Genomic DNA, 13,167 nt, shown 5'->3' with positions numbered 1-13,167 from the left:
TGTGCGCGGCGCGCGCGGCGCGGACGGCGGCGTCCGCGTGGCCGCGCCGCAGCAGCGCGCGCGCGTCGGCCACGACCTTCCCGCCGCGGATCCCGGCCAGCGCCCCCGCCAGCGCGGCGGTCGACGCGTACGCCGCCACCGCGACCCACGCGAAGATCGACGCGTCGAGCGCCATGGTCGCGCCGAGCACGCCGAGCGACGACGCGGCGGCGGTGACCGCGGTGCCGATCTCGCCGCCCGCCGCGCCGGCGTCGCGCAGGAAGTCCTTCACGGGGAGCGGCGTCGCGGGCGCCGACCCGCGCGCGTCGCCGACGGCGGCCGCCAGCGCCTCGGCGCTCGGGAAGCGCGCGTCGGGGTCCTTGGCGAGGCAGCGGTCGACCGCGGCCGCGAAGCGCGGCGGGAGCGACGGGCGCACGCCCAGCAGCGTCGGCGCCGGCGTCGCCGCGAGCTGCGCCAGCAGCGCCGCCGCCGTGCGCCCCTCGAACGGCAGCCGCCCGCTCGCCGCCCAGAACATGGTGGCGCCGAGCGCGTACAGGTCGCTGCGCGCGTCGGCGCGCGCGCCCGCGCCCTGCTCGGGGCTCATGTACTGCGGCGTGCCGACGGGGTGCCCCGTGGCCGGCGTCTGCGCGGCGTCGGCGAGGGTGAGCTGCGCGATCCCGAAGTCGGCGACCAGCGCGCGCCCGGTGTCGCGCTCCAGCAGGACGTTGTCGGGCTTCACGTCGCGGTGCACGACGCCGTTGGCGTGCGCGTGCCCGAGCGCCCACGCCACCTCCTGCGTGACGCGCATCGCCTCGGCCGCCGGCAGCGGCCCCGCGCGCCGCACGCGCGCGCCGAGCGTCTCGCCGTCGACGTAGGCCATGACGAAGAACGCCAGCGCGTCGTGCGCCTCGACCGCGTGCACCGGGACGATGTGCGGGTGCGACAGCCGCGCCGCCGCGCGCGCCTCGCGCAGGAACCGCGCGCGCGCCCCGTCCGACGCCGCCAGCGCCGGCGGCAGCAGCTTGATCGCCACCGGCCGGTCGAGCGCGACGTCGCGCGCCAGGAACACGACCCCCATGCCGCCGCGGCCGAGCTCCCGCTCGAGGGCGTAGCGGTTGGCGACGGCGTCCTGGAGGGCGAGGAATTCCGGAGTCATGCGGACGGCGGGAGTCGTGACGGCGGGAATGGAAACTACGGGAGTCGTGCCCGCGGGAGCACTACGGGGTCACGACTCCCGCCGTGTCGACTCCCGCGGTCGTGACTCCCGCGGTCGCGACTCCCGCCGTCACGCGGTAGATCACGTACAGACACCCCCCCGCGATCCGCTCGCACGACGCCAGCTCCAGGTCGACGCGCCGCCCGGGGTCGCGCAGGAACGGGATCCCGCGCCCCAGCACCACGGGGTGCACGTTCATCCCCACCTCGTCCACCACGCCGGCGGCGAGCAGCGACGTCGCCAGCTCGCCGCCCCCCATCAGGCAGATGCCGCGGCCCGGGCGCAGCCGGAGGTCGCGCACGAACGCCGCCGCGTCGCCGCGCACCAGCTCCACCCCGGGGCGGTCGAGGTCGGGCAGCGTGCGCGAGCAGACGTACGTCGTCACCCCCGGCGTCGCCGGCGCGTCCGCCGGCTGCCCCGCCGCCGCCACCTCCCACGTCTTCCGCCCCATCACCACCGCGTCCACCGTCTTCCAGTAGTCGCCCATCAGCCGCTGCACGTCGGGAGTGAACTGCAGCCAGTCGATCGCGCCGTCCGGCCCGGCGATGAAGCCGTCGAGGGAGCAGGCGGCGCCGTAGGTGACGGTACGCATGGAGAACCTCCAGAAAGGGCGTTCTCTGATACGGCGTTCTCAGATGAGGCGTTCTCTGATACGGCGTGGTCCGATACTGCGTGAGCTGATTCTACGGCGTCGCTCCGGACAGGCCAGCCACACGCCTCACCTGACCACGCCTCACCTGACCACGCCCTACCTGAGCACGCCTCACCAGGGCTACCTTCGCCACACCATGGACTCCGACGCGATCATCGTGGGCGCCGGCCTCGCCGGCCTCGCCGCCGCCTGCGAGCTCGCCGACGCCGGCCGACGCGTCCTCGTGCTCGACCAGGAGCCCGAGGCCTCGCTCGGCGGGCAGGCGTTCTGGTCGTTCGGGGGGCTCTTCCTCGTCGACTCCCCCGAGCAGCGCCGCATGGGGGTGCGCGACTCGCGCGACCTCGCGCTGCAGGACTGGATGGCCACCGCCGGCTTCGACCGGGCGGAGGACCACTGGCCGCGAAAGTGGGCCGAGGCGTACGTCGACTGGGCGGCCGGCGAGAAGCGCGCGTGGCTGCGCGCGATGGGGATTCGCTTCTTCCCCGTCGTCGGGTGGGCGGAGCGCGGCGGCTACGTCGCCAGCGGGCCGGGGAACTCGGTGCCGCGCTTCCACGTCACGTGGGGGACGGGGCCCGGCGTGCTCGAGCCGTTCGTGCGGCGGGCGCGCGCGCACGAGGCGGCGGGGCGCCTGTCGTTCCGCTTCCGCCACCGCGTCGACGCGCTGACCACCACGAACGGCGTCGTCGACGGCGTGCGCGGCGCTGTGCTGGCGCCGAGCGGCGTCGCGCGCGGCGAGAGCAGCACGCGAGAGGTCGTGGGCGAGTTCGCGCTGCGCGCCGGCGCGGTGGTCGTCGCCAGCGGCGGGATCGGCGGGAACCACGACCTCGTGCGCGCCCACTGGCCGGCGCGGCTCGGCGCGCCGCCCGACCGCATGCTGTCCGGCGTCCCCGCGCACGTCGACGGGCGCATGCTGGCGATCGCCGAGGACGCGGGCGCGCGGGTCGTCAACCGCGACCGCATGTGGCACTACACCGAGGGGCTGCACAACTGGGATCCCGTGTGGCCGCAGCACGGCATCCGCATCCTCCCCGGCCCGTCGTCGCTGTGGGTCGACGCGACGGGGCGCCGCCTCCCCGCGCCGCTCTTCCCCGGCTTCGACACGCTCGGCACGCTCGCGCACATCCGCGGCACGGGGCACGACCACACCTGGTTCGTGCTCACGCAGCGCATCATCGAGAAGGAGTTCACCCTCTCGGGCTCCGAGCAGAACCCCGACCTCACCGGGCGCAACGTGCGCCTCGTGCTGAAGCGCGTCCTCCCCGGCGCGCCCGCGCCCGTCGCGGCGTTCCAGGAGCGCGGCTCCGACTTCGTGCACGCGCGCACGCTCGCCGCGCTGGTCGACGGGATGAACGCGCTCGCCGGCGCGCCGCTCGTCGACCGCGCGACGCTGGAGGCGGAGGTCGTGGCGCGCGACCGCGAGCTGGACAACCCGTTCGGCAAGGACGCGCAGTGGCACGCCATCGCCCGCGCGCGCACGTACCGCGGCGACCGGCTGATCCGCGTCGCGCGGCCGCACCGCCTGCTGGACCCGGCGGCGGGGCCGCTCATCGCGGTCCGCCTCTCGATCGTCACGCGCAAGACGCTCGGCGGGCTGGAGACCGACCTGGAGGGGCGCGCCCTGGCGGCCGACGGGCGCCCGATCCCCGGGCTGTGGGCGGCCGGCGAGGCGGCGGGGTTCGGCGGGGGCGGCGTACACGGCTACCGCGCCCTCGAGGGGACCTTCCTCGGCGGGTGCCTCTTCTCGGGGCGGGCGGCGGGGCGCTCGGCGGCGGCCGCGGTCTGACGGCGGCCGCCTGACGACGGCCGTCTGACATCGCCCCTGCTGCGGCCTCCGGATCCCGGCCGTACCTTCGGGGCATGCGGTCCCTCCGTCTCGCCTCCCTCGGCGCCGCGCTCGCGGCGGCGCCCGCCCTCCTCCACGCGCAGGCCACCGGTGCCGTGCGCGTGCGCGTCACCGACCCGACCGGCGCGCCGGTCCCCGAGGCGACCGTCTCGCTGATCCGCGGCGTGAAGGACACCGTCGCCGTCGGCACCACCGGCGCGGACGGCGTGCGGCTCCTCACCGCGCCGGTCGGCGGCGACGAGGTGCAGCTGGTCGTGCGGCGCATCGGCTTCCAGCGCGCCGACCAGTTCCTGCTCCGGCTGGCGGCCGACACGCTTCCGGTCGCGGTCGCGCTCACGCCGAGCGCGGCGTCGCTCGACGCGGTCCGCGTGACCGACCGGCAGACCATCCGACGCCGGCTGCTGTTCATCGACGCCGACGAGATCGCCGCCAGCGCGCTGCCGATCACCAGCGCGCTCGACGTCGTCGCCGCGCTGCGGCCGGTGATGCTCACCGGGCTCACCGGCGACGGGGCGAGCTGCGGCGGGCTGGCGCACGTGTGGGTGAACGGGCGCAACGTGCGCCTCGTCCCGCCGGACCCGGTCCTCACGTTCCGGCAGGGACAGATGGCGTACGCGCGGCGGGTCGCGTCCCGGCTCCGGCGTCCCAGCGTCGAGATGCTGTCGCTCGACCTGCAGAGCATCCTGAACAGCATCCGCCCCGAGCACATCGCGTCGATGCAGGCCACCGACTGCAACGACCCCGCGCTCGAGGACCAGACCGACCGCAGCCGGCAGGCGGTGTTCGTGACGCTCAAGCCGGGGATCGACTACCGCGAGGGGATCGGCTCGGTCGTGATCGGGCCGAACGCGCCGCATCACCGCGTGTTCGCGACGCGCGCGCCGGCCGAGTCGACGGCCGCCGAGGTCCCGGCGGAGACGGGGACGCTCGCCCTGCCGATGGTCGCCGCCGAGCGGCTGCCGACCTACCGCCTGCGCCTGCTCGGCGTGTTCGACGAGGAGAGCGGGGCGCCGCTGGGCGGGGTGCACGTCGTCGACGTGAAGTCGGGCGCCCGCACCGTCACCAGCCCGACCGGGACCGCGACGCTGGCGCTCCTCCCCGAGGGGGGCGGCACCGTGCGGCTGGAGCGCGAGGGGTACGTGGCGCGCGAGGTCGCGGTGGTCATCGCGCCGGCCGACACCGTCCCGGTGACGACGCTGCTGGCGCGCGTGCCGAAGCGCTGAGCGCATGACACGCCGCGCGCTCCCGCTGCTCGCCGCCGCGCTGGCGCTCCCGGCCGCCGCGCGCGCGCAGGCGCCGGCCGTGTCGGGCGTGGTGCGCGTGCGCGTCGTCGACTCGACCGGGGCGCCGGTGGCCGACGCGGGGGTGCAGCTGGTGCGCGGGGTGAGCGAGGTGCTGGCGGCCGGCGCCACCGACGCCGCGGGGTGGCGCACGCTCGCCGCGACCGCGCCCCCCGGCCCGCTGCAGCTCGTGGTGCGCAGGATCGGCCACCTGCGCGCCGACCGCTTCGTGACGTGGGCGGGGGGCGACACGCTGTCGGTGCGCGTGACGCTGTTCCCGGTGGCGCAGGCGCTGGCGGCGGTCACCGTGACCGAGCGCGAGAGCATCCGCCGGCGCCGCATGAGCATCGACGCCGAGGCGATCGCGGCGAGCCGGCGCCCGGTGGTGGACGCGCTCGACGTGGTGACCGGGCTGCGTCCCGACATGATCTACGGGGTCGGCGGCGCGTACGCGGCGTGCGGGTCGGTGCGCCACGTGTGGGTGAACGGGAAGCGGCAGCGCATGGTGGCGGTGGACCCGTCGCTGGTGCCCGACGTGCGCATGGGGCGCCGCGCGCAGCGGGCCACGCCGCGCCTGGCGCCGCAGGGGCGCCGCGCGATCCCGCTGGACGTGCAGACGATGCTGCGCAGCATCCGCCCCGAGCACGTGGCCGAGATGCACGGCACCGACTGCCGGGACGCGACGATGGCGCGCGCCAGCAGCGAGAGCGCGATCTTCGTGGTGCTCAAGCCGGGCGTCGGGTTCCGGCCGGGGGTCGGGTCGTACGTGGCCGCCGAGACCGTCGCCGCCGCGGACTCGGCGGAGGGGCTCACGAACCTGCCGCTGCTCGCCGCGCCGGCTCCCGCCGCCTCGGCTCCCGCCGGCGCCGAGCCGGTGGACCGCCTCCCCGCGTACCGGATGCGGGTCCTCGGGGTATACGACGAGGCGACGGGCGCCCCGGTGGACGGGGCGGCCGTCGTCGCCGTCACGACCGGGCTCCGGACGCTGACGTCGGTCACCGGCACGGCCGTCCTGGCGGTCCTCCCCGACGGCGGGGGGACGGTGCGGGTCGAGCGCGCCGGCTATCGTTCGCGCGAGGTCCCGGTGGCCATCTCGCCGGCCGACACGCTGCCGATCACGTTGCTGCTCGCGAAGGCCCCGCCCGGGGCGCCGTAGCGTTCCCTCCCTCCCGCCCCATGCATCTCCGCCCGACCCTCCTGCTCCTCGCCGCGCCGGCGGGGGCCGCGTTCGCGCAGGCGCCGCGCGCCCTCACGGCCGACGACTACGCGCGCGCCGAGCGCTTCCTGGCGCAGCGCGTGACGCCGCTGGTGAGCGGCGTCGTGTCGCAGCCCACGTGGCTCCCCGACGGGCGCCTGACCTACCGCGTGCGCGCCGCGAACGCCGCCGCGCCGGGGCTGGTCCTGGTCGACCCGCGCACCGGGGCCAAGGTGGACTGCGCCGCCGACGCCGCGCGGTGCGCGGGCGCGACGCCCCCCGCGCCCGCCCCGCCGGCCCGCGCGCCGCGCCGCGGGGCCGCCCCCGAGACGCGCTCGCCCGACGGGCGGAAGGCCGCCTTCATCCGCGACCACAACGTGTGGGTGCGCGACGTCGCCAGCGGCGCCGAGACGCAGCTGACGACCGACGGCGTGAAGGAGTTCGGCTACGCGACCGACAACGCCGGGTGGACGCACAGCGACCGCGCGATCCTCACCTGGTCGCCCGACAGCAAGCGCATCGCGACGTTCCAGCACGACGGGCGCGGGGTGCGCGACATGCACCTCGTCAGCACCAACGTCGGCGCGCCGCGGCTGGAGTCGTGGAAGTACCCGCTGCCGGGCGACAGCGTGATCTTCCGCATCTCGCGCGTCGTGCTGAACGTCGAGGGGGAGCCGAAGGTGGTCCGCCTCAAGATGGATCCCGACCAGCACCGCTCGACGGTGTCGGACCACATCGCGTGCAGCGGCGGGACGATCTGCGACGTGCAGTGGTACCCCGACGGGTCGAAGCTCGCGTTCGTCTCCAGCTCGCGCGACCACAAGCGGGCGTGGGTCCGCGTGGCCGACGCGGCCACCGGCGACGTGCGCACCCTGTTCGACGAGACGTCGCGCACGCAGATCGGCGACGCCTCGCTCGACGAGGAGCTGTGGAAGGTGATGCCGGCGAGCAACGAGCTGCTCTGGTGGTCGCAGCGCGACGGCTGGGTGCACCTCTACCTGTACGACCTCGCCAGCGGGCGCCTCAAGAACCGGATCACGGCCGGCGACGGCAACGTCGCGTCGATCGTGCGCGTGGACGAGAAGGCGCGGCAGGTCTGGTTCATGGGGCAGGGGAAGGACGCGGCGCGCGACCCGTACTTCCAGCACCTGTACCGCATCGGCTTCGACGGGAAGGGGCAGACGCTGCTGACGCCCGAGGACGCGCACCACACGGTGTCGATGTCCCCCGACGGGCGGCACTTCGTCGACACGTACTCGACCCCCGCGACGCCGCCGACGACGGTGCTGCGCGAGGCGACGGGGGCGGGGCGCCTGGTGGCGACGCTCGAGAAGGCCGACGTGTCGCGCCTGGCGCAGGCGGGGTGGAAGGCGCCGACGCCGATCCGCATGAAGGCGCGCGACGGCAAGACGGACATCTACGGGCTGATGTACACGCCCACGACCCTCGACAGCACGCGGAAGTACCCGATCATCAACCACATCTACCCGGGGCCGCAGTCGGGGAGCGTGGGGACGCGCGCGTTCGTGCCGGCGCGCGGCGACAACCAGGCGGTGGCGGAGCTGGGCTTCGTCGTCGTCGAGATCGACGGGATGGGGACGCCGGGCCGCTCGAAGGCGTTCCACGACGCGTACTACGGCCGCATGGGGGACAACACGCTCCCCGACCAGGTGGCCGGCATGCGCGAGCTCGCGCAGCGCTACCGCTTCATCGACATCGACAAGGCGGGGATCTGGGGGCACTCGGGCGGCGGCTTCGCCACCGCGGCGGCGATGTTCCGCCACCCCGAGTTCTTCAAGGTCGGCATCTCGGAGTCCGGCAACCACGACAACCGGAACTACGAGGACGACTGGGGGGAGCGCTACCAGGGGCTGCTGACCAAGCAGGGGAACACCGACAACTACGCCGACGAGGCGAACCAGACGCACGCCGGCAAGCTGCAGGGGAAGCTCTTCCTCATCCACGGCGAGATGGACGACAACGTCCCGCCGTACAACACGCAGCTCGTCGTCGACGCGCTCATGAAGGCGGGCAAGGACTTCGACCTGCTGATGCTCCCGCACGCGCGCCACGGCTACGGCGCCGACGGCGCGTACGTGATGCGGCGCCGGTGGGACTACTTCGTGAAGAACCTGCAGGGGAACGAGCCGCCGAAGGAGTATCCGCTGGGGCGGCCGGCGGTGCCCTGAGCCGCTGAAGCGCCTGCGACCTGCGACCTGCGACCGTTGCCCTTCGGGGCGCAGGTCGCAGGTCGCAGGTCGTTTCAGGGCCCCTGCCCCGCCACCCGCGCGATCCGGAACGGCCCCGACTCGAGCGGCCAAGCGCCGTCGCCGAGCGGCCCCTGCCCCCAGCAGGCCAGGGTCCCGTCGAGCGCGATGGCGCACCCGCGGGCCGCGTCGAGGACGGCGGTGCGGACGGGGAAGCCGGGCGCCATCCGCTCGGCCCGTGCCCCCGCGGAGGCGCGCGAGCCGTCGGGGCGGTAGTGCCCGGAGCCCCAGCACCACACCTCGCCCCCGGCCGTCAGCCCGCACGGCGTGCCCCCCGGCGACGACAGGAGCGACGCGAAGGGCGGCGCGTTCGGCACGCGCGCGGGCTCCGGCGACGCGGCGTCCCGCCCGTTCGCGCGCTGCTCCCCCCAGCACCACGCCGCGCCCTGCAGGTCGAGCGCGCACGTCGCCGAGAGCGCGTCGGCGCGCACGTCGCGGGCGGCGGGCATCCCCGCGACGCGCACGGGCGCGGTCTCGCAGGCGGTGAAGCAGCCCGGCCGCTGGACCGAGGCGGCGACGCCCACCTGCCCGGCGTAGTTGGAGCCCCAGCAGTAGGTCTCGGCCGCCGCGGTCACGCCGCACAGGTGCGCGCCCCCGACGCTGAACCGGGCGAACGCCACCGGGCTCGGGACGCGCCGCGGCGCGTCGGCGGCGCGCGTCGTGTCGCCGAACATCGGGACCACGTACGAGCCCCAGCAGTGGATCGCCCCCCGGTCGTCGAGCAGGCAGGTGCGGTCGATCGCGGTCGCGCGGATCCCCGGGGCGATCGGCGTCGGCAGCGGCACCCTGCGGACGTACGCGGGCGCCGCCGCCGGGAGCGCGCCCCAGCACTCGACGCCGCCCGCGTCGGTCAGCGCGCACACGCCCGACCCGGTGCCGGTGGCCGCGACGAAGCGCGACGCGCTCTGCGCGCGGACGGGGAGCGCGCTGCAACGCGACACGCGGCGCTCGTACCAGAAGCGCCCGGCCCCGCTGAACGGCTGGAACGACTCGCAGCGGTCCACGGGCTCGGTGGTGCCGAGCTGCCCCGACTCGTCGGTCCCCCAGCACCAGACGCCGCCGTCGGCGGACACGGCGCACGGCGCGCCCTGCGCCAGCGCGACGAACCGCAGCCCGGCCGCGGGCGCCTTCACGATCACGGTCGCGCGCAGCGTGTCGCCGCCGAGCACCGCGGCGACGGTCGCGCGCCCGGGCGCCGCGGCGGTGACGGTCCCGTCGCCGGCCACGGTCGCCACGCCCGGCGCGTCGCTGAGCCAGCGCTCGGCGGCGAGCACGGTCGCGCGCTGGTCGTCGGGGCGCTCCTGCAGCCGCAGCGCGCGCGCGAGCCCCGGCACCAGCACCGACGTGTCGGGCCACACGTAGCGCGGCGGCGGCACGACGCGCACCGCCCACACGGCCCGCAGCGCGCCGACGGCGGCGACGATTTCGGCGCGCCCCGGCCGCAGCGCGTGGAGCCGCGTCCCGGCGCTCGACCCGCGCACCTCGACGACGGTCGGGTCCGTGCTCGTGACCTGCGGCGTGACGCCGGGGAGCGCGCGCCCCGCGCTGTCGACCGCCACCGCGCCCACCAGCCGCTGCGAGCCGACGACCACCGTGTCGGTGGTCGGGAGGACGAACCGCACCGCCGCCGGGTCCGGCCAGCGCACCGTCAGCTCCAGCGCGCCGTCGGCGGCGCCGGCGCGGGCGACGACGCGCACGGTCCCGGTGAACACGACGCGGCCGCGCAGCGTGTCGCCCGAGGCGGCGCCGACGAACGTCGAGGAGTCCGACCACGACCAGACGACCGGCGCGCCGCGCACCGGCCGCCCGCCGGCGTCGCGCGGCTCGGCGATCAGCGTCACCGAGTCGCCGGGCGCGGGGGCGGGGACGCTCGCACGCACCCCGACCGTCGCCACCGTCGGGACCACCGGCTCGGGCGGCGCGGACTCGCCGCACGCGGCGACGGCGAGAACGAGCATCCATCGACACTTCATCTGCTGCTTCCTCGTGCTGCGAACTGCCGGGAGAACGGATGAGACGGATGGAACGGATCCGTTTCATCCGTTCGATCCGTTCTCCCGGCGGTTGAAAGGCTACCGCACCTGCTTCGTGACCCGCAGCGACTGCTCGCGGATCGCCTTGAACTCCGTCCCCGGCTTCCACGCCGGCCACGTGCCGCCGTTCGCGACGCGCCAGCCGACCAGGAACAGCGCGCGCAGGTCCTCCGCCGCGCCGCGCAGGTCCCAGTCGGGCTTCACCTCGTCGCTCGGCTTGTGGTAGTCGTCGGCCTCGTACTGGTCGCGCTTCTTCATGCCGTAGCCGGGCGCCTGGCCGACGTACTCGACCCCCGCGTCGACGTACAGCGCCGGGACCCCCTTCTTCGCGAACTCGAAGTGGTCGGAGCGGTAGAAGAACCCCTTCTCCGGCTCCGGGTCCGGACGCAGCACGCGCCCCGACGGCGCGAGCACCGCGCGCAGCTCGTCGTCGAGCGTCGAGTTGCCGAGCCCCACGACGGTGAGGTCGCGCGTGCGGCCCCACTGGTTCACGCCGTCCATGTTGATGTCGGCGACCGTCGTGTGCAGCGGGTACAGCGGGTTCTCGGCGTAGTACTTGGCGCCGAGCAGCCCGCGCTCCTCCGCCGTCACGGCGAGGAAGAGGAGCGAGCGCTTCGGCCGCTGCGGGAGCGCGACGAACGCCTCGGCGACGTTCACCAGCGCCGCCGTGCCGCTCGCGTTGTCGAGCGCGCCGTTGAAGATCTGGTCCCCCTGCCGCGTCGTGTCGCGCCCGAAGTGGTCCCAGTGCGCGGAGTACACCACGTGCTGCGCCTTCAGCGCCGGGTCGCTCCCCTCCAGCCGCGCCACGACGTTGCGCGAGCGCACCTCGCGCACCGTGTTCTGCACGCGCAGGTCGGCCGTCGTGCTGGCGAGCGGCACCGCGCGGAACCCCTTCGTGCGCGCGGCGCGCTGCAGCGCGTCGAGGTCCTGCCCCGCGGCGGACAGCAGCTCGCGCGCCTTGGCGTTGGTGATCCACGCCTCGACCGTCACGCGCGGCGGCTCGCCGCCGGGGGAGCGGATGTCGAAGTTCTCCTGCCCCCAGCTCCCGCTCACGACCTCCCACGGGTAGCCGGCGGGGCCCGTCTCGTGGACGATGATCGCGGCCGCCGCGCCCTGGCGCGTCGCCTCCTCGTACTTGTACGTCCAGCGCCCGTAGTACGTCATCGCGCGCCCGCGGAAGGCGTTCGGGTCGAGCGCGCGCTCGCTCGTGTCTGACGCGGCGGCGCCGGCGCGGCGCACCGGCGGGTCGTTGATCAGGATGACCACCGTCTTCCCCTTCACGTCGACGCCCGCGTAGTCGTTCCAGCCGTACTCGGGGGCGACGACGCCGTAGCCGACGAACACCACCTCGCTCTCGCGCACGACGTTGTCGGCGGCGGCGTGGCGCGCGACGGCCACCACGTCCTTCAGCGGCTCGAGCGCGATCGTGCGCCCGCCGGCGGTGAACGACCCGCCGCCGCGCCCGGTGTAGCCGACGAGCGTCACGTCCTGCACGTAGGTGCCGTCGGGGTTCCCGGGGGCGAGCCCGAGGCGCGTGAACTCGCGCGTCAGGTACGCGACCGTGCTGTCCTCGCCGCGCGTGCCGGGGCCGCGCCCCTCGAACGCGTCGCTCGCCAGCACGCGCGTGCGCGCCAGGATCGCGTCGGGGGTGATCTTGTCGAGCCCCGGGCGCGCGGCGGCCGGGGACTGCGCGGCGAGGGGCGCGGCGAGCGGCGCCGCCGTCAGGAGGGCGCCGAGCAGCGCGGCGCGGGGGAGGGAGGTCGGCATCGGGTCCGGTGTCCGGGAGTGGTGTCGCAGTCTCGTGTGGCACCGCCGATGCCGCAACCGGCGCCGTCACGCTCCCGGCCAACACTGGCCACCGGCGTGGCTGTCGCGTCACCGATCCGGTCGGTACGTTGTGCCTCCACGACAGCACGCCGTACCACCAGTGCCACCCGCGCGGAGACCGATGCAGCCGACCGGCGACCAGGAGAAGGAGGAGGCGGTCCGCCGGGTGCTCGCGTCGCTCCGCCACCCGGCCCGCCTGCGCGCGCTGCGGTCGACGGGGCTGCTCGACGGGGAGCGCGTGGAGGCGCTGGAGCGCGTGGCGCGCATGGCGGCGGTCGGCCTCGGCGCGCCGCTGGCGCAGGTGAACCTCGTCACCGACGCGCAGCAGGTGCCGGTCGCGGCGCACGTCGCGCCGCCGCGCGAGGCGGCGCCGTGGCGCGTGCCGGTGGGGCTGTCGCACTCGTACTGCCAGCTCGTGGTCGCCGGCGACGCGCCCATGGTGGTCGAGGACGCGCCGCACGACGAGCGCGTGCGCGAGATCCCCGCCACCCGCGAGGCGGGCATCGGCGCCTACCTCGGCGTCCCGCTGCGCGCGCCCGACCTGCAGGTGCTGGGGAGCGTGTGCGTCGTCGACTTCGTGCCGCACCGGTGGAACGCCGAGGACCTGGTGCTGCTCGACGACCTGGCGGCGGTGGCGGCGACGGAGATCGCGCTGCGCGCCGCCGGGCGCGCCGCGTCGGAGGAGGCGTCGCAGGCGGTCGCGCGCACCGAGCGGCTGCAGCGCCTCGCCGACGAGCTGGCGCGCCGGCTCGGCGGGCGCGAGGCGGCGCGGCGCATGGTCGCCCACCTCGGCGAGGTGACCGGCGCGACGCGCGTCGCGGTGTTCGAGCGGGCGCCCGGCGGCGCGCTGACGCCGCTCGACGCGCGCTGGGAGG

At 75.9% G+C, this 13,167-nt stretch carries 9 protein-coding genes; 5 read left to right on the top strand and 4 right to left on the bottom strand.

Features of this window, described 5'->3' with window-relative positions; genetic code table 11:
- Together PYV61_RS11155 and PYV61_RS11150 are read right to left on the bottom strand one after the other, a co-directional pair.
- On the bottom strand, nt 1–1,135 hold a 1,135-nt coding region (locus tag PYV61_RS11155; RefSeq protein WP_275831404.1), incomplete at its 3' end, for a serine/threonine-protein kinase.
- Nucleotides 1,136–1,196: 61 nt separating this feature from the next.
- Nucleotides 1,197–1,787 (bottom strand): dihydrofolate reductase family protein, encoded by a 591-nt coding sequence (locus tag PYV61_RS11150; protein WP_275831402.1) that lies wholly within the window; start codon nt 1,785–1,787, stop codon nt 1,197–1,199.
- Between the two features lie 196 nt (nt 1,788–1,983).
- Here PYV61_RS11150 and PYV61_RS11145 point away from each other — a divergent pair, with 196 nt between their 5' ends.
- The 4 genes from PYV61_RS11145 to PYV61_RS11130 all read left to right on the top strand — a co-directional run bounded on the left by PYV61_RS11145 (nt 1,984) and on the right by PYV61_RS11130 (nt 8,354).
- Complete coding sequence (locus PYV61_RS11145) at nt 1,984–3,630, top strand: FAD-binding dehydrogenase (protein ID WP_275831400.1); 1,647 nt, start codon at nt 1,984–1,986, stop codon at nt 3,628–3,630.
- 74 nt (nt 3,631–3,704) lie between these two features.
- The gene (locus PYV61_RS11140) at nt 3,705–4,913 is read left to right on the top strand and encodes a carboxypeptidase regulatory-like domain-containing protein (RefSeq protein WP_275831398.1); all 1,209 of its coding nucleotides are present in this window, start codon (nt 3,705–3,707) and stop codon (nt 4,911–4,913) included.
- Nucleotides 4,914–4,917: 4 nt separating this feature from the next.
- Nucleotides 4,918–6,126, top strand: coding sequence for a carboxypeptidase regulatory-like domain-containing protein (locus PYV61_RS11135; protein ID WP_275831396.1), 1,209 nt, complete (start codon nt 4,918–4,920; stop codon nt 6,124–6,126).
- Nucleotides 6,127–6,146: 20 nt separating this feature from the next.
- The gene (locus PYV61_RS11130; protein WP_275831394.1) at nt 6,147–8,354 is read left to right on the top strand and encodes a S9 family peptidase; all 2,208 of its coding nucleotides are present in this window, start codon (nt 6,147–6,149) and stop codon (nt 8,352–8,354) included.
- A gap of 74 nt (nt 8,355–8,428) precedes the next feature.
- On the opposite strand, the gene PYV61_RS11125 is transcribed toward PYV61_RS11130, so the two are convergent.
- Together PYV61_RS11125 and PYV61_RS11120 are read right to left on the bottom strand one after the other, a co-directional pair.
- Nucleotides 8,429–10,390, bottom strand: coding sequence for an Ig-like domain-containing protein (locus PYV61_RS11125; RefSeq protein ID WP_275831392.1), 1,962 nt, complete (start codon nt 10,388–10,390; stop codon nt 8,429–8,431).
- Nucleotides 10,391–10,504: 114 nt separating this feature from the next.
- A complete protein-coding gene (locus PYV61_RS11120; protein WP_275831390.1) occupies nt 10,505–12,232 on the bottom strand; it encodes a M28 family metallopeptidase in 1,728 nt (575 codons plus the stop codon).
- Between the two features lie 181 nt (nt 12,233–12,413).
- On the opposite strand from PYV61_RS11120, the gene PYV61_RS11115 reads away from it, so the two are divergent.
- Nucleotides 12,414–13,167, top strand: a 754-nt coding sequence (locus PYV61_RS11115; RefSeq protein WP_275831388.1) for a GAF domain-containing protein, incomplete at its 3' end; no start/stop codon positions are given.

Origin of the sequence: Roseisolibacter sp. H3M3-2, assembly GCF_029211165.1 — a bacterium.
Classification (GTDB): Bacteria; Gemmatimonadota; Gemmatimonadetes; order Gemmatimonadales; family Gemmatimonadaceae; genus Roseisolibacter.
This window is presented reverse-complemented; position numbering and strand designations above follow the sequence as displayed.